The organism is Glaciimonas sp. GNP009, from assembly GCF_054343755.1.
In genome coordinates, this window is record NZ_JBTGUV010000004.1 from 3,142,867 (window position 1) to 3,164,380 (window position 21,514).

18 protein-coding genes are annotated in these 21,514 nt (G+C 51.0%); 11 read left to right on the forward strand and 7 right to left on the reverse strand.

Annotated elements, in window-relative coordinates:
* Positions 1 to 9: 9 nt before the first annotated feature.
* The 4 genes from ACXX82_RS14745 to folD form a co-directional block, all read right to left on the reverse strand.
* Complete coding sequence (locus ACXX82_RS14745; protein ID WP_322236007.1) at positions 10 to 435, reverse strand: DNA polymerase III subunit chi; 426 nt, start codon at positions 433 to 435, stop codon at positions 10 to 12.
* A gap of 31 nt (positions 436 to 466) precedes the next feature.
* On the reverse strand, positions 467 to 1,105 hold the full coding sequence (locus ACXX82_RS14750; RefSeq protein WP_458563167.1) for a glutaredoxin family protein: 639 nt from the start codon (positions 1,103 to 1,105) through the stop codon (positions 467 to 469).
* Positions 1,106 to 1,436: 331 nt separating this feature from the next.
* A complete protein-coding gene (locus ACXX82_RS14755) occupies positions 1,437 to 3,545 on the reverse strand; it encodes a M3 family metallopeptidase (protein WP_322236010.1) in 2,109 nt (702 codons plus the stop codon).
* 3 nt (positions 3,546 to 3,548) lie between these two features.
* On the reverse strand, positions 3,549 to 4,394 hold the full coding sequence (gene folD, locus ACXX82_RS14760) for a bifunctional methylenetetrahydrofolate dehydrogenase/methenyltetrahydrofolate cyclohydrolase FolD (protein ID WP_322236011.1): 846 nt from the start codon (positions 4,392 to 4,394) through the stop codon (positions 3,549 to 3,551).
* 522 nt (positions 4,395 to 4,916) lie between these two features.
* Here folD and gshA point away from each other — a divergent pair.
* The 3 genes from gshA to ACXX82_RS14775 all read left to right on the forward strand — a co-directional run bounded on the left by gshA (position 4,917) and on the right by ACXX82_RS14775 (position 7,938).
* Positions 4,917 to 6,506: a glutamate--cysteine ligase gene (gshA, locus tag ACXX82_RS14765; RefSeq protein ID WP_322236013.1), complete on the forward strand. Its 1,590-nt coding sequence runs from the start codon at positions 4,917 to 4,919 to the stop codon at positions 6,504 to 6,506.
* A gap of 185 nt (positions 6,507 to 6,691) precedes the next feature.
* A complete protein-coding gene (locus ACXX82_RS14770; RefSeq protein WP_458563168.1) occupies positions 6,692 to 7,192 on the forward strand; it encodes a MarR family winged helix-turn-helix transcriptional regulator in 501 nt (166 codons plus the stop codon).
* 320 nt (positions 7,193 to 7,512) lie between these two features.
* Positions 7,513 to 7,938 carry an organic hydroperoxide resistance protein gene (locus tag ACXX82_RS14775; RefSeq protein WP_322236015.1) on the forward strand — a complete coding sequence of 142 codons (426 nt, stop codon included), beginning with the start codon at positions 7,513 to 7,515 and terminating at the stop codon, positions 7,936 to 7,938.
* A gap of 157 nt (positions 7,939 to 8,095) precedes the next feature.
* On the opposite strand, the gene ACXX82_RS14780 is transcribed toward ACXX82_RS14775, so the two are convergent.
* The 3 genes from ACXX82_RS14780 to ACXX82_RS14790 all read right to left on the reverse strand — a co-directional run bounded on the left by ACXX82_RS14780 (position 8,096) and on the right by ACXX82_RS14790 (position 11,149).
* On the reverse strand, positions 8,096 to 8,881 hold the full coding sequence (locus ACXX82_RS14780; RefSeq protein WP_322236017.1) for a class II aldolase/adducin family protein: 786 nt from the start codon (positions 8,879 to 8,881) through the stop codon (positions 8,096 to 8,098).
* A gap of 574 nt (positions 8,882 to 9,455) precedes the next feature.
* Positions 9,456 to 10,097: a glutathione S-transferase family protein gene (locus ACXX82_RS14785; protein ID WP_322236018.1), complete on the reverse strand. Its 642-nt coding sequence runs from the start codon at positions 10,095 to 10,097 to the stop codon at positions 9,456 to 9,458.
* A 143-nt stretch (positions 10,098 to 10,240) separates the two neighbouring features.
* Positions 10,241 to 11,149 (reverse strand): LysR family transcriptional regulator, encoded by a 909-nt coding sequence (locus ACXX82_RS14790; protein WP_322236020.1) that lies wholly within the window; start codon positions 11,147 to 11,149, stop codon positions 10,241 to 10,243.
* Between the two features lie 250 nt (positions 11,150 to 11,399).
* On the opposite strand from ACXX82_RS14790, the gene ACXX82_RS14795 reads away from it, so the two are divergent.
* From ACXX82_RS14795 to ACXX82_RS14830, 8 genes are all read left to right on the forward strand, one after another.
* Positions 11,400 to 13,418, forward strand: coding sequence for a hydantoinase/oxoprolinase family protein (locus ACXX82_RS14795; RefSeq protein ID WP_458563169.1), 2,019 nt, complete (start codon positions 11,400 to 11,402; stop codon positions 13,416 to 13,418).
* Positions 13,418 to 15,193, forward strand: coding sequence for a hydantoinase B/oxoprolinase family protein (locus tag ACXX82_RS14800; protein ID WP_458563170.1), 1,776 nt, complete (start codon positions 13,418 to 13,420; stop codon positions 15,191 to 15,193). The genes ACXX82_RS14795 and ACXX82_RS14800 overlap by 1 nt, the downstream gene beginning before the upstream one ends.
* Before the next feature lie 28 nt (positions 15,194 to 15,221).
* Positions 15,222 to 16,400: an acyl-CoA dehydrogenase family protein gene (locus ACXX82_RS14805; protein WP_458563171.1), complete on the forward strand. Its 1,179-nt coding sequence runs from the start codon at positions 15,222 to 15,224 to the stop codon at positions 16,398 to 16,400.
* A 2-nt stretch (positions 16,401 to 16,402) separates the two neighbouring features.
* Positions 16,403 to 17,179, forward strand: coding sequence for an enoyl-CoA hydratase/isomerase family protein (locus ACXX82_RS14810; protein WP_322236028.1), 777 nt, complete (start codon positions 16,403 to 16,405; stop codon positions 17,177 to 17,179).
* Between the two features lies 1 nt (position 17,180).
* On the forward strand, positions 17,181 to 18,377 hold the full coding sequence (locus ACXX82_RS14815; RefSeq protein WP_322236030.1) for a CaiB/BaiF CoA transferase family protein: 1,197 nt from the start codon (positions 17,181 to 17,183) through the stop codon (positions 18,375 to 18,377).
* A complete protein-coding gene (locus ACXX82_RS14820; protein WP_322236032.1) occupies positions 18,377 to 19,501 on the forward strand; it encodes a thiolase family protein in 1,125 nt (374 codons plus the stop codon). Before ACXX82_RS14815 ends, ACXX82_RS14820 begins: the two co-directional genes overlap by 1 nt.
* 164 nt (positions 19,502 to 19,665) lie before the next feature.
* Positions 19,666 to 20,094, forward strand: coding sequence for a Zn-ribbon domain-containing OB-fold protein (locus ACXX82_RS14825; protein ID WP_458563172.1), 429 nt, complete (start codon positions 19,666 to 19,668; stop codon positions 20,092 to 20,094).
* 183 nt (positions 20,095 to 20,277) lie between these two features.
* Positions 20,278 to 21,513 (forward strand): ABC transporter substrate-binding protein, encoded by a 1,236-nt coding sequence (locus ACXX82_RS14830; RefSeq protein WP_458563173.1) that lies wholly within the window; start codon positions 20,278 to 20,280, stop codon positions 21,511 to 21,513.
* Position 21,514 lies beyond the last annotated feature (1 nt).

Consider the following 21,514-nt stretch of genomic DNA (forward strand, 5'->3'; position numbering starts at 1 on the left):
CGTGTGCACCTACGCGTTTGCGGCGATAGAGTGGCTAAGTTGGTAGCCACGTTGCTGATAAAAGCGATAGCGCTCGCGACTATTATTCTTGTCGGTCTCGTTGAGAGTGACGATTTCAAACATGCGTTCAAACCGCGCAAAATGAGAAGGTGTATTGCCGGATAAATTAATCAGTACCTGATGATGCGGCAGCACGATGGTTTCATCGTCGGTCAAAATGACTGGCGTTTGTTGGGCAAGCGGATCATTGGCGACAACATGCGGTACAAAATCGTGCTCGGAAAAGGTCCACAGCGTCCGATCCATAGTAGCGAGGTCTTCGGCGTTACTTGTTAATATTACAATTTGACATTGCGCCATCCGCGCTTTGCGGACGAGTCGACACGTATAGAGAAATTTGTCGGGAATATTAGTGTGAAAATCGATTTGCGTCATGGTCTGTGCCGAAGGGCGTGCTAATTGCGGCTTAAAATCTGAATCCAGGCGGCGTATTGCCTGTCGCGGGACGCGGCGTACCTTGTTTGCTATTGTCAGTTGAATCGTCTATCGCGGGACTCGCCGTACTCGTGTTTACCGTTGGCGCGGCGGCAGTCGCTTGTCCATTTTGATATGTTTTTGGCAAACGATTGTTTTGCGGGTAACCGGCAGCGCTAAGTGCCGCATTCCAGGAAGTCGCTTCAAAGCCACTTTCTTTATTGCGTCCGATCACCATGAATGGCAATTGACTCTCTCCGGCAACTTCCTTTAAGCGCGCAATGTCATTGTTGGTACTAATCGTTTTTTCGCGGAACGGAATACCCCGATTACGTAGTAATTTTCGTCCATCGTCGCATGGAATGCATTTGCTGGAAGTATATAAAGTGACCGGACTATTTTTTTTAGCTTGCGCCAATTCATACGGTAGGTCGCTATTATCAATGTCGCTTTCGCTGTTTTTGGAGAGCGATTTTGAATCAACGATTTTGCCTGAATTAGGGGGAATATCGCTGTAAGTAACGCGACCGTCTGCGCCGATGGATTTGTAGAGTTGGGCTTGCGCAACAGATGTCGCTAACAGGCAAACTGCGAGGCCTGCGGTTAAAAATAATGATGCCACCAGTTTCATCTAATTTCCTAAAATGAAGAATTGCCACCTTGGTTGTCCAAGGACAAGCGGTTGCAATTCGTTTGAGTCCGTATTGTATGCCGGGTAACGCCGCGGGTGCGATGACTTCTGCGCACTAGTCGCCCTTTGCCCATTATGCCAATAGCTTCTACAAAGAAAAAATAAGAAAAACCGGCGAATGACTATGGACCTGATGATGCCATTGATCGGAATGGCCGTGGAGGCGCTTTGGCACATTCCACGGCAGACCTGCTTATTACTTGCTTATTACTTGCTTATTACTTGCTTATGATTTGCTTATGATTTGTTTTTTATTACCTATTTCGATTGGTTACGCTGCCATTCCGCTATGCCGTAATAAGGCATCAATATTTGGTTCACGGCCACGGAAGGCTTTGAATGATTCCAAAGCAGGGCGAGAGCCACCTACCGCCAAAATCTCACGTTGAAATTTACTGCCAGTTTCTGCTGATATCACATTACCACCGTTAGCGATTTCTTCGAACGCGCTATAAGCGTCTGCGGATAATACTTCAGCCCACTTGTAGCTGTAATATCCGGCCGCGTAACCGCCAGCAAAAATATGCGAGAACGCGTGTTGAAAACGATTAAACGCTGGCGGACTGAGAACGGCAATCTGCTCGCGAACTTGGTTGATCAGTTCTTGCACCGTTTGAGTGCCAGACGGATCGTATTTGTCGTGCAGATGCATATCCAGCAGCGAGAACTCAACTTGACGCAAGGTTTGTAGCCCTGACTGGAAATTTTTGGCGGCGGTCATTTTGTCAAACAGCGCGCGCGGCAATGGCTGACCATTCGTAGCTTCGGCGGTCATGTCTTGCAGAACGTCCCATTCCCAGCAGAAATTTTCCATAAATTGAGAGGGTAATTCAACCGCGTCCCATTCCACGCCGGAGATACCGGAGACGCTAATTTCATCCACTTGCGTCAGCATGTGGTGCAAACCGTGACCAAATTCGTGGAATAAGGTGATGACTTCATCATGCGTAAACAGCGCTGGCTTGGTGATCCCATCGACCACCGCAGGTGCGGAGAAATTGCACGTCAAATAGGCAATCGGCGTCTGAATGCCTTCCCCGTCGTTCAATTTGCGACGCGCACGTGCGTCGTCCATCCATGCGCCGCCACGTTTGCCAGTGCGCGCATAGAGATCAAGATAGAACTGTCCGAGTATCTTGCCTTCTTTTTCGATCTTGAAAAACTTTACATCAGGATGCCAGACCGGTGCTTTATCCAGACTGATTTCGACCGAGAATAATTTTTGTACCAGTGCAAATAAACCTTGCACGACTTTTGTTTCAGGGAAATATTGTTTTACTTCCTGCTCTGAAAAGGCATAGCGTTGCTCACGCAATTTTTCCGATGCGTAGGTGCTGTCCCAAGCTTCCAGCGGCGTAATACCTAACTCGGTTTTTGCAAATTCACGCAATTCAGCTAGGTCTTTTTCTGCGAACGGACGCGCACGCTGGCCGAGATCTTCCAGGAAGGCGATCACCTCTTCAGGGGTTTGTGCCATTTTTGTCACCAGCGACAATTCGGCATAATTCTTCAAACCTAATAGTGCGGCTTCTTCGTTGCGGAGCTTTAGAATGCTGACGATATTTTGGGTGTTATCCCATTCCGGTTTGCCGCTGAGCTCGGACGCTTTGGTAGCATTTGCGCGATAGATTCTTTCACGCAGGACGCGGCTATCAGCATATTGCAATATCGGGAAATAAGACGGAAAGTGGAGCGTAAATTTATAGCCTTCCTTGCTATCCTTTTGGGCCGCCGCAAGGGCCGCTTGCTTGACATCGTCCGGCAAACCAGCCAGTTCGGCTTCATCCAATACAAACAGCGCGTAATCATTGGTGGCGTCGAGTACGTTTTCTGAAAACCGGGTGGTTAATGCACCGTGTTTTTCTTGAATGTCAGCAAAACGTGCTTTCTCTGCGTCTGGCAATTCAGCACCACCAAGACGGAAATCGCGCACCGCATTTTTAATGATTTTTTGACGTGCCGCCGATAAGGTCGAAAAGTCGGCGCTGGTTTCCAGCGCTTTGTATTTGTCGAATAACGCCAGATTCTGTGACAACGAGGTCGAAAATTCTATCAGTTTCGGCTGATTTTCGTTATACGCCGCACGCAGTTCGGGACTGTCCATGACCGCATTCAAATGCCCAACAATGCCCCACGCGCGCCCCAGATTTTCGGTGGCGTTTTCTAGCGGCGTGACAAAGGTTTCCCATTTAACCGACGCTTGCGGCGCTTCCAGTTGCGTGACGACAATACTGGCCTGTTCGAGCAAATAGGCGATGGCAGGCGTTACGTGTTCCGCCTTGATGGTATCAAAATGTGCCAGACCAGAAAAATCCAGAAGCGGATTGTTTTGTGGTGTCGCTGTCGTTGTGTCGCTTACTATTGCGGACGTGGATGTCATAAATTAGTTTCTTTCTGCGGCTTCAATCGTATTGACCAGCAACATGGTGATGGTCATCGGCCCGACGCCGCCTGGCACCGGGGTGATATAACCCGCAACTTCTCTGACATTGGCAAAGTCGACATCGCCGCACAATTTGCCATTGTCATCACGATTCATGCCGACGTCGATCACGACAGCACCCGGTTTGACCATGTCGGCGGTGACGATATTGCGTTTGCCGGTAGCAACGACAAGAATATCAGCCTGACGCGTATGGTGACCAAGATCGCGGGTCTTTGAGTTGCAGATGGTGACGGTCGCACCCGCTTGCAAGAGCAGCATGGATTGTGGTTTACCGACAATATTTGACGCGCCTACGATGACCGCATGCGCACCACGCACCGGATAATCGATCGATTCCAGCATTTTCATGACACCGTAGGGCGTGCACGGGCGGAATAATGGCTTTCCTGTCATCAACAATCCAGCATTGCTGACGTGAAAACCGTCGACGTCTTTTTCTGCGGCGATGGCTTCAATCACTTTATTAGCGTCAATATGCGCAGGTAAAGGCAACTGAACAAGGATGCCGTTGATTTTTGGATCGTGGTTTAGAGCGTCGATCCGTGCCAGTAAGTCAGCTTCGCTCAGATCGGCGTCATATTTTTCTAATACCGAATAAAGACCGTTGTCTTCACAGGCTTTGACCTTATTGCGGACGTATACTTGTGAAGCCTGACTCTCACCAACCAGAATGACTGCTAGTCCTGGTTGTTTGCCAAGCGCCGTCAGCGCGGCGGCGCGAGTGGCAACCTCGGCGCGTAATTGTTTTGAAAGGAGGGTTCCGTCAATGAGTTGAGCTGGCATAGTGGGGCGGTGTAAAAGCAAATTAAAACGAGATTATAAAGGTTCGCGTGCCATACAGAGATTGGTCCGTGACTTTGCTGCCATATAGTTTCAGTATATATATGTCTCAAATCGACAATTTTCATCTTGGCAGCGCAAAGTTGTTTAATTTTATCCGGGACAAACGCTTTACGATCTAGTGTCCATGGTTGATTGAGCAAGTAAGCGGCCTTTAGCGCATCCGACGTACTTTTTGATTTTCGGCTATTCTCGCGTATTAGGACGCTACTGAACCTAAGAGTAGTCGGCTGCAAAATGATTTGGACGGCCCATGTTTCTTCAGTTTCTTGACCAATAGCTAGCTATTGGCGCTTCGAATCTGAAAAAATCTGTTCTCGCCTAGTTCATTTGTCGCTTTAACCTCGTAATTCCCATAGCATCCTGGAGACTTTTGGGTCTGATTCAGCACTTTAATGAATCACCCGATAACAATCGCCGCAAATAAAAAAATAGACGGTAAAGCACAATTAAAAGGATAGTGAATTGACAAATTATTACACCCGCCGTCTGGCTTTACTCGGACAAGAACAGCATCGCGCTTTGCTTGGCAAAGGGTTGCGCGGGATAGAACGTGAAACATTGCGTGTCAATCCAGACGGAAAGTTGGCGCTGACGCCACATCCGCGCGCCTTGGGTTCAGCCTTAACGCAGCCCCAGATTACGACCGATTATTCGGAATCGTTATTGGAGTTCATCACGCCACCGGAGAGCGATGTTGCGGTCGTGATGACCGAGCTAGAGGCTATTCATCGCTTTGCGTATTCGCAATTAGGCGATGAAATGCTATGGAGTGATTCCATGCCATGCGAGTTGCCCGATGAGGAGCAGATTCCTATCGCCTGGTATGGTACGTCGCATATTGGCATGCTAAAGCACGTGTATCGACGCGGCCTTGCGCTGCGGTATGGCAAGCGCATGCAGTGCATTGCAGGGATTCATTACAACTACTCGTTAGCGGATGAAATCTGGGCGGTGTTGCAACTTGAAGCCGGGCAGCCAACCTGCACGACAAAATCATTTCAGTCCGATGGTTATATTGCGTTGATACGCAATTTCCGGCGGTATAGCTGGCTATTAATGTATTTGTTTGGGGCCTCGCCAGCGCTGTCCAAGAATTTTTTGGCCGGTCAGGAACACAAGCTTGAAACGCTTGATGAAGATACGTTGTATCTGCCGTACGCAACCAGCTTGCGTATGAGCGATCTGGGTTACCAAAGCAAGGCGCAGGAGAACTTAACGCCGCATTACAACAATCTTGATAGCTATATTAAAAGTCTGTCGCAGGCAGTCAGTCAATCGTATCCCCCTTATGCCGCCATTGGCACGCATCGTGATGGTGAATGGATACAGATTAATACCAACATACTGCAGATCGAAAACGAGTATTACTCCACAATTCGCCCTAAGCGTGTAATTAACAGCGGCGAGCGGCCAATTCAGGCTTTATCGGCACGCGGGGTTCAGTACATCGAAGTGCGTTGTATGGACATCGATCCGTTTGAGCCAACTGGAATCAGCCTTGAAACAGGTCGTTTTCTAGATGCTTTCCTACTTTTTTGTGCGCTCGATGATAGCCCGTGCACGAGTGACGAAGAAAGTGTTGAAAACGTCGAGAATTTCTCTAAAGTGGTGAAAGAAGGACGTCGGCCGGGTTTGGCGTTACAACACAATGGCGCTTCCGTAACGTTGCAAGCATGGGGTTTGGCGTTGCTGGAAAAAATTTCAGCGGCCGCAACCTTATTGGATGCGCAGCGTGACGATCACCAACACAGTGATGCTCTGGAAAAGCAGCGTCGCAAATTGCACGATCCTGAACTGACTCCTTCTGCGCAGGTGTTGGCGGCACTGACGGAGCATAACGAAACCTTTGCTGAATTTGCGTTGCGTCAGAGCAATGTCCATGCCGCCCAATTTCGCGCTTATCCGCCAAGTGCAGAAGAGCACGCTTATTTTGCGGCCATGGCAGTAAAATCATTGGAAGAGCAAGATCAGATAGAGCGCACTCAAACCGGCGATTTCGATACCTTTGTGGCGGCGTATCGCGCTAGTACACTTGGCAATATGAGTGTCTAAATCCTGAGAGTGGCAGCAATTGATCGGCAGGTGGGAATAACGGGAAAATTCCTGTAATTCTTGGCCTGTGACTGTTGCTGTCATTTTTTTGCTGAACGCTGTGACACAATTAGACGTGTACCAACATGGTGGCAATTATATTAAATTGCTTGCAATTTAATTTTGCGCTGTGTATTATCTCAGTTATGGAAACGCACATTGAGAATGACATCAGTTACAAAGCAGACACAGAAAAAGATGTAAAGCATCTTGGATCTGAAACTTTGTTACTAGATAATCAATTGTGTTTCGCGCTATATTCCGCGTCGCTAACGATGACGAAGATTTACAAGCCGCTATTACAGTCATTAGGTGTTACTTACCCGCAGTATTTGGTCATGTTGACATTGTGGGAGCGCGACGAGATCACTGTATCGGAAGTCGGCGAGCGTTTGTATCTGGATTCTGGAACGTTGACGCCTTTGTTAAAAAGGCTTGAACTCAGTGGTTTGGTCAGGCGTCAGCGCTCAGTAAAAGATGAGCGGCAAGTGATTGTTAGTCTAACTGATCAAGGAAACGCTCTGCGGCAAGACGCCCGATTGATTCCGCAGCAAGTGAGTTGCTCTGCGCAATGTTCATTAGATGAGCTGCGCGCTCTGACAGGACAATTGCAGAGATTGCGCGCGGCGATGGCAAGTAATGTTTAGGTGACCCTGACGTCGGCGTAATTTAGTGGGCGCCTTTATTCCGGATCGCAATGTGACGTGAGCTGAGCATGCGTTTTTTATTTAAAAGATAGTATGCAATAGATTGCGCACAATTTTATTGTGTAAATGATATGCCTGGTTTATAGTTGATGTAGAAGTACTTTTTAGATGCACGTTCTAAGAGAAGCTCTCACAGTATTGGTTTTTGTTATTTCATATAAGTGATCTATTTTTATCCGACTTTTCAGTAGGGCCGACTGATTAGTTTTAACGGATTGTTTAAGCGGCCATTTCATTCAATTTGAAAAAAAGGAATCACCATGTCAGTCGAAAAAATTCTATTTACAGCCTCAGCCACAGCAACTGGCGGTCGTGATGGTCGTGCTACGACATCCGATGGCATTCTGGACGTAAAATTGACAACACCGAAAGAACTCGGCGGCGCAGGCGCGGCTGGTAGCAATCCAGAGCAATTGTTCGCAGCCGGCTATTCAGCTTGCTTTATTGGCGCGATGAAATTTGTTGCATCACAAGACAAAATCACATTGCCAGCAGACACATCAATCACCGGCTTGGTCGGCATTGGTCAAATCCCAGGTGGATTCGGTATCGAAGTCGAACTAAAAATCTCGATCCCGGGCATGGACAAAGCAGAAGCGAAAACATTGGTCGATAAGGCACATCACGTTTGCCCATATTCGAACGCAACACGCGGTAACGTTGACGTTACGCTGACACTGGTTTAATCGCATAGCGATAACCATTGCAATGACTTGTTGATCGCACCTTGCGATTAGCAGGAAGATCGGCAAGAAAGTAAAAAAGCGCATTACGTTCACCGCCATGCGCTTTTTTATTTTGCAGCAGATTGCCTCGTTATTAAAAAAACAGAATGTGCTCCGTTCAATGCCGGTAACTATTATCAATCCGGTCAAGCTTGCGCATAAGCGCCTCAAACTCAACCCCGCCTTCGCCTTGCGGATGCAAACTCTGAAAACTATCCAGATCTGCTCCGGATTGTGCGGCTAGCGTGATTGGCATGATATTGAGCTTGCCAGCGGCGGCGGCGTCAATTTGAACCTGACAGGCGCGTTCGAGTCGATACAAACGCAGGAACGTTTCGGGAACCGTACTACCCACAACCAGCAATCCATGATTCTTCAAAATCAGCGCTTTGGCGTTACCAAGTGACTTGACGATACGCTCACGCTCATCGAGCCGCAGCGCTGCGCCTTCATACTCATGATAAGCAAGTCGGTTATGGAACGCGGTAGAAAACATCGAAATCGGTTGGAGACCTTCTTCCAATGCTGCAACCGCCATTCCAGCGCGGGTGTGCGTATGCATGACGACGTGGTTATCTGAAGAGTGCACCATATGCACCGCGGAGTGGATAATAAAACCAGCGTAATTGACGGTGTGCCGCCGCCCCGCAATCACGTTGCCATCCAGATCAATTTTGACCAGATTGGATGCCGTGATCTCGTCATAATTTAGCCCATAAGGGTTAATCAAAAAATGATTCTCGGCACCGGGAACGCGCGCCGTCAAATGACCGTAAATCATTTCAGACCAGCCATAAAATTCAACTAGTCGATAGGCCGCCGCCAGTTGCACACGCAGATTCCACTCTGCATCCGAGATATCCTGGGCATGCTGAAGCTGGATCGAATCAGGGTTTGTTGTCATCGTTCACCTCGTGATGTGTTGAGCCTTCGCTTGTTATCGAAGAACCGATTTTATAAGCTGTCAACATCTGAGTCGGAAAACACTGCGTTGGAACTGGCAGTATTTAGGTCCGATTGCGAAGCAAACTTACCGCAGCGTTCGGACGGATTATCAATGTCTCCAGATAGTTATCATGCCGAGGCAGGCAGCAAGGCAAAGTTTGCCTAACGCAATTCACGACAACGGCGCAGTTTTCCTACCTTTGGTCAGGTTATGCGCACAAGTACTCTTCGTTACTCTTGAGTTATATCGTATACCTCTTGGAATGAATAATCTAGGAGCGTGATATATTTTTTGCGTAAACTTTGGTTAGGCGCTGAGCAAACTGTTGGCATTCAACTATTTACTCAGTCGTTATTCGACACTTGAAACTCAGGTTCCAACGTCATTTATCCGTGTTGTCGATGCAATGTTTTTTGAAGCAGGATCAATGCCATTGTTAATTTTATGGTCGGCATAGATCCTGCTAAATATTATTCGTTGGCGCCACGTAAGTGATTTTTGCGTGCTCTTTATTTACTGATCAGGTACGTTTTCAGGTCAAAAGAAGTGTCATTCCCGGATCACCTTTTTCCATCGCACGCTGATAGCCTGTGCGTTGGCCGATCCGGCCAAGGTATGCCAGAATGTGCGGGTATGCGGTAAGCTCGAATGGCAAAAAGTAACGCATTGTCGTGAGCGAAAAGATGATCATGATATCCGCCGCCGTGAATTCGCGACCGGCTAGATAATCCACGTTCCCCAAGCGTGCTTCAACCAAGGCAAGCGCGCGATCCAGGCGCTCTTTTGTTCCTACCAAAGTCGGATTATCAGATGCTAAATTGAGTCGACGCAGCATCATATTTCGGCCCATGTGCGACTGAAGATTGGCGTTGGCAAAATGTAGCCAATAGAGATATTGCGCATAATCCGGATGCGTCGGGGCAAGGGCAAGGCGACCATCGCCATATTTACCAATGATGTATTCAATGATCGCCCCCGACTCGCCGAGAACCACTTCGCCGTCAGTAATAACGGGCGCGGTACCTAACGGATGAAGCGCTTTAAGTTCCGGCGGTGAGAGCATCGTAACCGTATCGCGCTCGTAACGCTTGATGATGTAAGGAAGGTCAAGTTCCTCGCAAAGCCAGATAATGCGTTCCGACTGTGATTTTCCGAGATGGTGAATAGTCAGCATTTTTTTGATCCTCGTTTAAAGTCCTGAGTGTACTAGTTTCTCGAAGATCGCAACGGTTGGTCGATTTTTTGTCGTTATTTTCTCTGTCGTTGCTGTCGTTGTTAATGTCGATCAAAGCCGGATTTACGCTTAGACTTTAAGCCCTATTTGTTGATAGCTGGAATTGGTTCTGCTCCGGCGACCGCCAGTCGCTTCCACATTTCTGTAGCGGCAACCGATAAGCTACGGTGCCTTCGTTTGACCATATAAATTGGTCGAAATGCTTTGCGATCACTCACCAGAACCGTTGCCAATCCCGGCTGACGGCATAGTTGCACGGCGAACTGCGGCACGATGCTGATGCCAAAGCCATTGACGACCAAACCGGCAAGCGTACTAAAGTGTGACACTTCCAGGCCGCTATCGTGAATCCCTGCGGCGCTCAGCATTGGTTGGGTCTGTTGCCAAACGCTGCCGGTACGCACTGTTTGAATAAACTCCTGATTGCGTAGTTCTTTTAGCTTGACCTCTTTTAGGTTTGCCCATGGATCTTCCGTCCGGCAGACAAGGTACATGCGCTCGTTAAATAGCAAATGAGATTCAAATTCAAGTTGATTTCCCTGTTGCGCATTCAAGCCGAAATCGACGTCACCATGCGCGATCAAATTCAGGCAACGATCGGACACCACATCATCGAGCCGCAACGCGATGCCCGGATATGCCTGACGGAACAGGGCCATTTGTTCGGGTAGCCAGGACGCCGCCATCGACGGTGGGGCAGCAATGGTAACGCGGCCCATGGTGAATTGCGCACGATCCCGCAACTCGGTCAGGGAGGAATTTATCTCAGCAGCAATACGGTGTGCGCCCTGAGAAAAAATTTCACCTTCTGGCGTCAGTGCGACGTTGCGCGTATCGCGGTCAAAGAGGCGTGCGCCGACTTGCGCTTCAAGTCGCGTGATCATCTGGCTGAATGCCGATGGCGAAACGTAACAACGCTCGGCCGCAATAGCAAACCGTTTAGTTTCTTCCAGCGCTAAAAAAGCATCAATTAACCGGCCCGATAGATTCATTAGCAAACCTGCATAATTGTTCAGATAAATTCAGTTTACATGGATAAGGCGCGAGAACACAATCAAAATAGTGGTGACGCTACCTGGACCAAATTGTGAACAACGCGATTGTGCAAAGCAGCAAATGCAAAGCCCGCAGAAGTTCATAATTTGCATCGAAAAGTCGATCATCCATAAAAAGAAACATAAAGAAGAAAAATAAAAAAAGCATAAAAAATAAACCAAACGGCACGCAGCCGAAGGAGACGAAATGGCAGGTATAGTTGGCATCGATGTCGGCGGCACGTTCACCGATCTGTTTTATTCAGGCAATTCCACACAGCCGCACCTGATTTTAAAAGTCCCTTCAACGCCGCAAGATCCTTCCATTGGTTTGCTCAACGCATTGCAGGCTGCCGGTCTGACACCGGATGAACTGGATGCGATTCTGCACGGAACCACCATTGCAACCAATGCAGTAATTGAACGACGCGGGGCCAAATGCGCGCTTATCACCACTACCGGCTTCCGCGATATTCTTGAACTGGGACGCCGCGACCGCCCGACAATGTATGGACTGGAAGGCACACACGAACCGTTAGTGCCGCGTGACCTGCGTTTCGAGGTCAATGAGCGCCTTGATCATGAAGGCAATATTCTAGTGCCGCTGGATGTCGCAGGTCTGCGCACCATCGGCAACATGCTCAAGGACAGCGACATCGAGTCTGTCGTCATCGCCTTTCTCCATGCTTACGCCAATCCTGCGCATGAATTACAGGCCCGCGCTATTCTGGCCGAGATCAATCCGGCATGGGAGTTGGTCGTTGCCACTTCGGTGGTCCGCGAATATTACGAGTTTGAACGCACCAGCACTGCGGTAGTGCAGGGCTACTTGCAGCCTTTGGTGGCGCGCTATGCCAAGAATCTGGCGCGTCAGTTGAGCAACTGGGGCTTTGACCGGGATGTCGCCATCATGCAATCCAACGGCGGCGTGGCGCCGTTACGGCAGTTGGGTCAGCGCTCGGCCTACATTGTCCGCTCCGGTCCTGCCGCTGGCGTCATGGCCGCAGCCAGGTTGGCTGGCGAGGCTGGCTTCTCGCATATCATTACCGCTGATATGGGCGGTACCAGTTTTGATGTTGCCGTGGTGATAGATGGCGAGCCAAAAGTCGCAGAAATCACTAATCTGGATTTCCGCATTCCGCTGCGTTTGCCCATGATCGATGTGCATACCATTGGCGCGGGTGGCGGTAGTATTGCGTATCTGGACCGTGGTGGCATGCTGTTAGTCGGACCACGCAGTGCCGGTGCTGTACCGGGCCCCGTGGCGTATAGACGTGGCGGCACGGAACCGACAGTTACTGATGCCAACGTTGTGCTCGGTCGCATCAATCCCGAAAGCCTGATGAATGGATCCGATACTGCGCTTGACGTTGCCGGTGCGCGTGCCGCTGTGCAACGCTTGGGCATCCAGCTCGGTCTGGGTTTGGAAGAAGCCGCTGAAGCCATTCTGGCGGTAGTAAATCAACGTATGGCGGGCCGCATTCGCCTGATGTCAATTGAACGCGGTCTTGATCCACGCGATTTCGCCATGGTCGCGTTTGGCGGCGCTGGTCCATTACACGGTGGTGCATTGATCCGCGAAGTGGGCGTCGGGACCATGTTGGTTCCACTCTATCCTGGCGTGCTGTGCGCGCTTGGTTGTGCTTACGCCGACTTGCGTTACGACATTTCTCAAACCACTGAAAAGCGTCTCGACAAATTGTTACCTGGCGAGCTGAGCGACATTATTTTGCGGCAGCGTGAGGAAGGTCAACAGCAGCTCAACGACAGCCAGGTGCCAATCGACGTCACGACGATCACGCATGCAGCCGACATGGCCTACGCCGGTCAGATTCATTCATTGCGCGTCACGATCGAATCGGACTGGGATGCGCCACGACTAGAGCAGGCTTTTAATGAAGTGTACAAAGCCACCTTTGGCAACAAGCTGGTTGGTATTCCAGTCGTGATCGTCAACCTCCGTACGATTGCCGTTGGGACTCGCACCAGCGTGCCATTGCCGCAGTGCAGCTCAACTGCAACTGGTCAGCCGAAGCCCTCATCGCGTCGTCGGGTCTATTTTGGTGGCTGGCACGACACGCCGGTATTTGCCCGTGAGAACCTTGCGCCAGGCATGCATTTCGATGGTCCGGCAATCATTGAACAAAGTGATACGACGACCGTTGTCGAACCGGGCATGCGCCTGGACGTCGATTCGAAGGGCAACCTCTTGGTGAAGGTCAAATAATGGATCCGGTAACTTTGGCCGTGGTACGCGGCAGTCTCGAACAAATCGCCGATGAAATGGATTTGCATCTGATCCACGCGGCCATCTCTCCCATCATCTCTGAAACCAACGACTGTGCCAACGGCATCTTCCACCCGATCACGGGAGAAACCATTGCGCAAGGCCGCTACGGTCTTCCTGTATTTCTGGCTTACATGCAATTCACGGTCCAAACCGTCATTGGCATGGCGCTCAAAGACGGCGGCTTCAAGCCTGGGGATATGTGGATTCTCAATGATCCCTACATTGGCGGCAGTCATTTGCAGGACGTTCAACTCATTGCACCGGTGTTTGTGGACGGTGAATTATTTGCTGTCATGGCGACTACCGGCCATTGGATGGATATCGGCGGCAACGTGCCCGGTGGATGGGCCCCGCGCGCTACCGAAATTCATCAGGAAGGCATTATCATTCCGCCGGTTCGGCTATACGATGAAGGCAAGTTGAATAAAGCATTGGTCAGCATGTTCAAAGCCAACGTGCGTTTGCCGAGTGAAATTGCCGGTGACCTTGCCGCCATGTCGAACACCTTCTCGGTGGGTACACGTGGTATTGAAGCCCTGGTCAAGCGTTATGGCCGCACGATACTGGACGAATGTTTGAACGAAATGATTGCGTACTCAGAACGTCAGATGCGCTCTTACATTGCAGAAATTCCCGATGGCACTTATGCCTTTGAGGATTACTTCGACAATGACGGCATCATTGATGAACCGATACGCATCAATCTTGCGATCACGGTCAATGGTGACGATATGCATTTTGACTTCACCGGGACCGGACCGACTTCACGCGGCCCGCTCAACATGTCGCGCAATACCACGCTGTCGTCCTGTTACGTCGCGATCAAACATATTTTCCCGGATGTGCCGGTCAACGGCGGAACCTTCCGACCAATACACTTTACGCTGCCCGACAACACTTTATTATCGGCCCAATATCCCGCCGCAGTCGGTGGTTATCTGGATCCGGTCGGGCGTGTCATCGATGTTGTTTTTGGTGCTTTGTCCAAGGTCATCCCAGAAAAATCGCCCGCTGCATTTTTTGGTACGACCGGCGTGGTGACGGTGAGTGGTGTGCATCCACGCACTAAAAATTATTTTGTAGGCGTGTTTCCATATCCGGGCGGCTACGGAGCAACACAAGCCAGCGATGGTTTGATTAACGGTAATCCGCCCCAGTCGATGGCTAATTTTATGTCGCTTGAGATGTCGGAGCATCGCTTTCCACTGCGTTTCGATTATTTCAAAATCCGTGACGATTCAGGTGGCGTTGGCTGGCATCGTGGCGGCTGCGGTACCGAATATGGATTCACTGCCTGGTCCGATTGTATCGTCTCGGTGCTTGGTGATCGGGTCGACTACGCGCCGTTCGGCATCGTCGGCGGCGGTCCAGCGGCCGCCAACAATGTCGAGTTTGTTACGCAAGGCAAAACCTGGAAACCAGAGTTACGCAGTAAGCAGGAAAAAGAGCCATTTACAGCCGGCGATTCCATTCGCGCAGCATCGCCGGGTGGAGGCGGCTTCGGCAATGCTTTAGATCGCGATCTGTTGATGGTCGAACGCGATCTGAACCGTGGCTACATCAGCCGTGAAACTGCTGAAAAGAGTTATGGCGTCGTCGTCGGCCAGGCAGTCGCGCTATCGGCCGAGCACACACGCTTCCAACTCGACCCGATTGCCAGTGCCACACGGCGTCAGACACTCCAGAAATTGTTAGTCAATTCCACCAAATAAAAACGTCAAACAACCAGAGGATTCAAGCATGGATAGGACAGGGAGTTGGGAACTACCGGAAGAACTGAGAATGCTCAGGGATACCGTGCGTCGTTTTATGGTGCAGGAAGTGAAACCGATTGAAGACAAGCTGGAGCACGATGCCTATACGCTGGAGCCTGAACCGCTTAAAGCCTTGCAGAGTAAAGCCCGCGAACTTGGGTTGTGGTGTCTGGAAACGCCTGCGGAACACGGCGGCGCTGGCTTGAATCTACTTGCACAATGCGTAGTGGCTGAGGAAACCTCCAAGTGTCGCATGGGCGCTTATATTGCCGGCTGCGGTGCGTTCGGTTTCGATCCTCCGAACGTGATCTGGAAGGGAACCGACGAACAAATTAACAAATTTGGTCGTGCTAATGTCGCCTCTGGCGACAAGGCTTTCGTTGCCATCAGTGAGGCCAGTGGCGGCTCAGATCCGGGCCGGTCCATTACAACGCGTGCTGAACGTAAAGGGGATCGTTATATTCTCAATGGTACCAAGTTATGGATATCCGGCGCAGGGCAGGCCAACTGGGGCATTGTATTTGCTCGAGTTGGAGAAAGCAAAGGCCGCGAGGGGATCACCAGCTTTATTGTAGAGAAAAATAAGCCGGGTATTTCGTTACAGCGGATTCCGGCGATTCGTTCATATTCGCCGTATGAAGTGCACTTTCAGGATTATGAAGTGCCGGTCGAAAATCGGCTGGGTGAAGAAGGGCAAGGCTTTGCGCTGGCTGAGGATTGGTTGGTACATGGTCGCGTGCCGTACGCAGCGGCGACGATCGGCATTGCGCAAGCCGCGCTCGATCTGGCGGTCGCATGGGCCAAACAGCGCAAAACATTCGGTAGCCATCTGGCGGATAAACAAGCCATTCAATGGATGATCGCCGACTCCGAGGTGGAACTGCGTGCCGCGCGATTGATGGTCTATCAGGCCGCTTGGAATGGCGATTTAGGGCGTGACATTAAGGTCGATGCGTCGGTTGCCAAGCTATATGGAACGGAGGCGGCAGGCCGAGTGGTTGATCGCTGCATCCAGATTTTTGGTGGTCTCGGTGTTGCGCAAGAAATGCCGCTTGAGCGTTGGTATCGTGAACTGCGCATCAAGCGTATCGGCGAAGGGCCATCCGAAGTCCATCGCATGGTGATTGCACGTGAACTGCTTGGCAGTAAGCGCGGGGAGTCCTGATTATGGCGATTGACTTTGAAGTATCAGATGATGGTATCGCGCTCATTACGATCAATCGTCCTGAGCGACTTAACGCCATGGATATTGATCATTATCAAGGATTATCACGTGCCTGGTGCACCGTGCGTGATGATCCGGCGATCCGGGTCGCCATCATCACAGGGGCGGGCGAACGTTCGTTTACTACCGGTGCGGATATCAAGAGTTTCGTCACCGCTCCGGCAGGTATTTCCGAAATGTGGCTGACGCAACGTGATCAGTTGCTCAATCGTGGCTTGGAAGTATGGAAACCCGTTGTGTCCGCAATCAACGGCTATTGTCTCGGGGGCGGTATGACGCTCATGATGGCGACCGACATCCGGCTCGCTGCGCCGCATGCGACGTTTAGTCTGGCCGAAGTAAAACGCGGCCTGATTCCCGGTAACGGTGGTACACAACGCGTGCTGGACCAACTGCCTTATCCCATCGCCATGGAAATGTTACTCACCGGCGATGGCATCGACGCCGTAGCGGCTGAACGTTGGGGGTTGATCAACAAGATCGTACCGTTGGAGTCGCTTCTAAGCACAGCATACGACTATGCGCGGCGCATCGCCATCAATGCGCCGCTGGCAGTGCAGGCGGCGAAAGAGCTCGCGGTGCGAAGCATTGACATGGATTTGGCGACCGGGTTGCGGATGGAAGCGGTCATCAATCGCATGTTACAGACTACCGAGGATGCGAAAGAGGGTCCTGAAGCCTTTAGCGCACGTCGAACACCGAACTTTAAAGGGAAGTGAAATGAGCGGCCACTATCCACTGGAAGGCGTCACCGTTATCGATCTTGGTCAAATTTATAACGGCCCGTATTGCACGTTCATGATGGCGATGGCAGGTGCAAAGATCATCAAAATTGAAGCGAAGGGTGGTGAACATTTACGCCGCCGTGGCGTAGTTGGCGGCGCGGCATTGCCGTTCGCCATGCTCAACTCAAACAAAACGTTTGCCACCTTAAATTTGAAATCCGAACGTGGTCGTGTACTGTTAAAAAAGATGGTGCGCCGTGGCGATGTATTGGTTGAAAATTTCTCGCCCGGTGCGATGGAGCGGCTTGGCCTTGGCTACGACGTTATGCGCGAAGTCAATCCTCGCTTGATTTACGGTGCCGGTTCCGGTTATGGCCGTACTGGTCCGAATAAAGACTATCCGGCCATGGATTTGACCGTTCAGGCGATGGCGGGGATTATGACAGTGACCGGATATCCGGATCGACCGCCGGTCAAGGCTGGCCCCGCGATGTGTGATTTTTTTGGTGGCGTGCATTTGTACGGCGCAATCATGACCGCACTTTATGAACGTGAAAAAACTGGCGTCGGCAGATTGGTTGAAGTTTCGATGCAAGAAGCGGTATATGCATCGCTCAGTTCCAACCTTGGTCTACATTACAGCATGGGCGAAACGGTCGCGCCGCGCACGGGTAACCGGCACGGTGGTCTGGCCGAAGCGCCGTATAACGTCTATCCAACCACTGACGGCTATATAGCGATTATTTGTGTCGGCGAGTCGCACTGGAAATCGCTCCTCAGTGTCATGAAGCGTGACGATTTGCAGACCGATCCACGCTATGCGGATTTACTTCATCGCGTGGAAAATATAGATGCCATAGACGAACTGGTCAGCACGTTCACCTCGGGTTATTCGAAACAGGCGTTGTTCGAATTGTTGATGGAGTATGGCGTTCCCTGTGCGCCGGTACGCAATCTTACGGAGGTCGTTAATGACCCGCATATGCATGCGCGGCGTGCGTTGGAATGGGTTGAGCATCCTCTGTACGGACGCGTCTGTTTGCCCAATTCGCCGCTACGCTTCGACGGTGTGGAGCCCATGGAAATCAAGCCAAGCGGCGAACTTGGTCGTGACAATCACGCCGTGTATTCGGATTGGCTTGGACTCAGCGATGCAGAAATCCAGCAACTGATCGAAGAAGAGGTGATTTGATGCGGGAAAAAGCAGTGATTGCAGGAATCGGACAAACCGCATTTGGCAAGCTGGAAGGACGCAGCACGCTATCGATGAATGTAGAAGCGGTAAGCAAAGCGCTGACAGATGCCGGAATCGATAAAAGTATGGTTGATGGCCTGTTCGTAAAGTGTCCGACATCACGGTTTGAGATGATGTACGCACAAAAACTCGCCGAATCAATGGGCATCATGCCGCGTATCGGCGGCGTATGGGATCAGGGTGGCGCATCGAGCGCAGGAATGATCGGTTATGCCGCGATGGCAATCGAAGCTGGACAGTGTGAAATTGCGTTGGTATGTCTTGCCGACAATCCAAAAACCGGATCACGCCAGGCATATGAAAAGGCCTGGGGCGATGACGGTCTGTATGGTTGGTTCGGTACGCCAGCAGGTTACGCGATGATTGCACGTCGCCATATGGGCGAGTTTGGGACGACTAGCGATCAACTGGGTGCGATTGCTGTGGCATGTCGCAAACATGGCGCAGCCAATCCACACGCGCAATTACGCAAACCGTTAACGCTGGATCAATACCGCGAGTCGAAGATGATTGCCGCACCGTTACGGCGTGACGATTGTTGTCTGGTCTCCGATGGTGGCGCGGCAGTCGTGGTGATGAGTGCCGAGCGTGCGCGTCAGTTGGGTGTTCCAAAGCCGGTCCCTATCCTGGGATTTGGACAAGGCCAGACCTCATGGGAAGTCGAACAGCGTCCAGATCTGACCTCAACCGAGGCGGTGATCTCGGCAAGGGCTGCGTTCAAGATGGCAGGGTTGTCACCGAAGGATATCGATGTCGCGCAAATTTACGATTGCTTCACCATCACCGCGCTGATGACATTGGAAGACTACGGCTTCTGTGCCAAGGGCGAGGGCGGTCATTTTGTTGAAGATGGACGGATTGAAATCGGCGGTGATTTACCGATCAATACCGCGGGCGGATTGTTGTCGGAAACCGGCATGCCCGGCATGCAGTTGGTGCTCGAGGGCGTGCGCCAGATGCGGGGTGATGCATCGACGCAGGTCAAGAATGCACGCACCTGTGCGATTAGCAATCAGGGCGGGATCATGCACACGCACTCGACTTTGATACTTGGACAATGACAGCCGGACAATAACACCCAGACAATGATTCGATAAAACAATGAGACACACGCAAAACGGCTTCGCTAGCGTTAGCCCTTCCGCTTAGGTATCCGGGATGTCTTGGTCGGGATACCTCGACGAGTCGGTTTTGCATAAGTCCACAATAAGAAAGAATGTCATCTATGAATGCAACGTCAACGCCAGCTTCAACGCCATCCGCACCTGCGCCGCAGCGCGACGCGCTCAACGCACCGTATTGGGACAGTCTTGCGCGTGGCACTCTGTCGTTCCAGCGTTGCGGTTGTTGTGGAAAAGCATGGTTGCCAGCCCGCAGCGAATGTCCCGGTTGTCTAGCTACTGACTGGCGCTGGGAGCCAGCATCCGGCTCCGCCAGACTAATCAGTTGGGTCGTGTACCACGTGGCATATCACCCGGCATTCGAAAACCGCCTTCCTTATAACGTCGCCGTGGTCGAGCTGGACGAAGGTCCACGACTGATCAGCAATGTCGTCGGGATCGAAGATGCTGAAAATTTAAAAATTGATCAGCCGTTACGGCTAGTTATTGAAGAGGAAAGCGGGGTCGCGGTGGCCCGTTTTACACCGGCCTGATTGCTGTCAATAAACGCAGTAGAAAACGAGGCATCAGATGGGGGGAACTGCAACGAAAATCATCCTGTAACAAGTAACAAAAAAAGCCGCAGCAACGTGGAACGTGGAACGTAGGACTTAGGGACGTAGGACCGAGCGGTGGAAATCATAATAATTATAGTTAGATCATTACAGGAGATGGATATGAAGGCATTGAAGAAGACATTAGCACGCGTCGCCGGGATGGGCCTTTTGGCCGGTACATGGATGTTATCCCATGCAGTTTTTGCTGCAGAACCGATCAAGATCGGGGCGATTAATCCTTTCAGTGGCGGGTTGGCGTTGTACGGTACCGAAATGACCCGCGGCTTTGATCTGGCGGTGGATCAGATTAATGCGGCTGGGGGCTTATTAGGCCGCAAGGTCGTATTGATTCGCGGTGACGCTGCCAATCCACAGCAGGGTATCGCAACCGTCGAACAACTTGCCGTTAAGGAAAAGGTTGATCTTTTTGTCGGGACTTATACCAGTGCTGTTTCCAATGCATCCAGCGATGCAGCGATGCGCTATAACAAACTGTATTGGGAGACGAACGCCTTGGTTGATAGCCTGACCGAACGCGGCTTGCCAAACTTTATCCGCACCGGCCCAAACGGTAGCAACTTTGCGGCAGGCACGGTCGATACTGTGCGCGACGTAATTGCGCCAGTGCTTAAAAAAGACATGAAGGACATCACCGTCTGGATCGAGCATGAGGATTCGATTTTTGGTACTTCAGTTGCCAACGAACAAAAGCGATTGCTGGAAGGTCTGGGCGTAAAAGTAGTTGGTATGGGCGCACATTCTGCACGTGCCATCGATATGACAGACATGGTGCTGAGGGCTAAGCAAGCGCATCCCGACGTGGTGATTGAGACGGGGTATGTACCCGACGGCAGTCTGTTATTGCGCACCATACGTGATCAAGGTTTCAAACCACCGGCGCTGGTCCTTGTTGGAACCGGCAATGAACCAGAAACCCTCGCAGCGGTGGGCGCACCTACACTCGAAGGCATGCTGGTAGTCGCCTATCCCCTGACCAATGTGGCTGAGAGTTATGCCCACGGCGCAGCGGCGTATCTTGAGGCTTATCGCACCAAATACAAGGTAGAGCCAAGTTTGCCGCAATCGATCAACGCTTATGTTGGTATGCAGATGCTGTTCGATGCAATCAAGATAGCTGGAAGCACCGATGTTGAAAAGGTGCGTGCTGCCGCAGCCACGATGGACAAACCGCTCGGTAGCTATGCAACAGGTTACGGCGTCAAGTTCGACAAGAATTTCCAGAACATCCGGGCACTCATCACCACGGTGCAATGGCAAGGTGGCAAGCCAGTAACGGTGTTTCCGAAAAAAGCGATCGCTCCTGGCGATGCGTTAAAAACGCTGGCACGTAATTAAA

Excerpts from the sequence above, each read along its gene's own strand:
- ACXX82_RS14745 (WP_322236007.1), bottom strand. The coding sequence starts at position 435 with ATGACGCAAATCGATTTTCACACTAATATTCCCGACAAATTTCTCTAT.
- ACXX82_RS14750 (WP_458563167.1), bottom strand. The coding sequence starts at position 1,105 with ATGAAACTGGTGGCATCATTATTTTTAACCGCAGGCCTCGCAGTTTGC.
- ACXX82_RS14755 (WP_322236010.1), bottom strand. The coding sequence starts at position 3,545 with ATGACATCCACGTCCGCAATAGTAAGCGACACAACGACAGCGACACCA.
- folD (WP_322236011.1), bottom strand. The coding sequence starts at position 4,394 with ATGCCAGCTCAACTCATTGACGGAACCCTCCTTTCAAAACAATTACGC.
- ACXX82_RS14770 (WP_458563168.1), top strand. The coding sequence starts at position 6,692 with ATGGAAACGCACATTGAGAATGACATCAGTTACAAAGCAGACACAGAA.
- ACXX82_RS14775 (WP_322236015.1), top strand. The coding sequence starts at position 7,513 with ATGTCAGTCGAAAAAATTCTATTTACAGCCTCAGCCACAGCAACTGGC.
- ACXX82_RS14780 (WP_322236017.1), bottom strand. The coding sequence starts at position 8,881 with ATGACAACAAACCCTGATTCGATCCAGCTTCAGCATGCCCAGGATATC.
- ACXX82_RS14785 (WP_322236018.1), bottom strand. The coding sequence starts at position 10,097 with ATGCTGACTATTCACCATCTCGGAAAATCACAGTCGGAACGCATTATC.
- ACXX82_RS14790 (WP_322236020.1), bottom strand. The coding sequence starts at position 11,149 with ATGAATCTATCGGGCCGGTTAATTGATGCTTTTTTAGCGCTGGAAGAA.
- ACXX82_RS14795 (WP_458563169.1), top strand. The coding sequence starts at position 11,400 with ATGGCAGGTATAGTTGGCATCGATGTCGGCGGCACGTTCACCGATCTG.
- ACXX82_RS14800 (WP_458563170.1), top strand. The coding sequence starts at position 13,418 with ATGGATCCGGTAACTTTGGCCGTGGTACGCGGCAGTCTCGAACAAATC.
- ACXX82_RS14805 (WP_458563171.1), top strand. The coding sequence starts at position 15,222 with ATGGATAGGACAGGGAGTTGGGAACTACCGGAAGAACTGAGAATGCTC.
- ACXX82_RS14810 (WP_322236028.1), top strand. The coding sequence starts at position 16,403 with ATGGCGATTGACTTTGAAGTATCAGATGATGGTATCGCGCTCATTACG.
- ACXX82_RS14815 (WP_322236030.1), top strand. The coding sequence starts at position 17,181 with ATGAGCGGCCACTATCCACTGGAAGGCGTCACCGTTATCGATCTTGGT.
- ACXX82_RS14820 (WP_322236032.1), top strand. The coding sequence starts at position 18,377 with ATGCGGGAAAAAGCAGTGATTGCAGGAATCGGACAAACCGCATTTGGC.
- ACXX82_RS14825 (WP_458563172.1), top strand. The coding sequence starts at position 19,666 with ATGAATGCAACGTCAACGCCAGCTTCAACGCCATCCGCACCTGCGCCG.
- ACXX82_RS14830 (WP_458563173.1), top strand. The coding sequence starts at position 20,278 with ATGAAGGCATTGAAGAAGACATTAGCACGCGTCGCCGGGATGGGCCTT.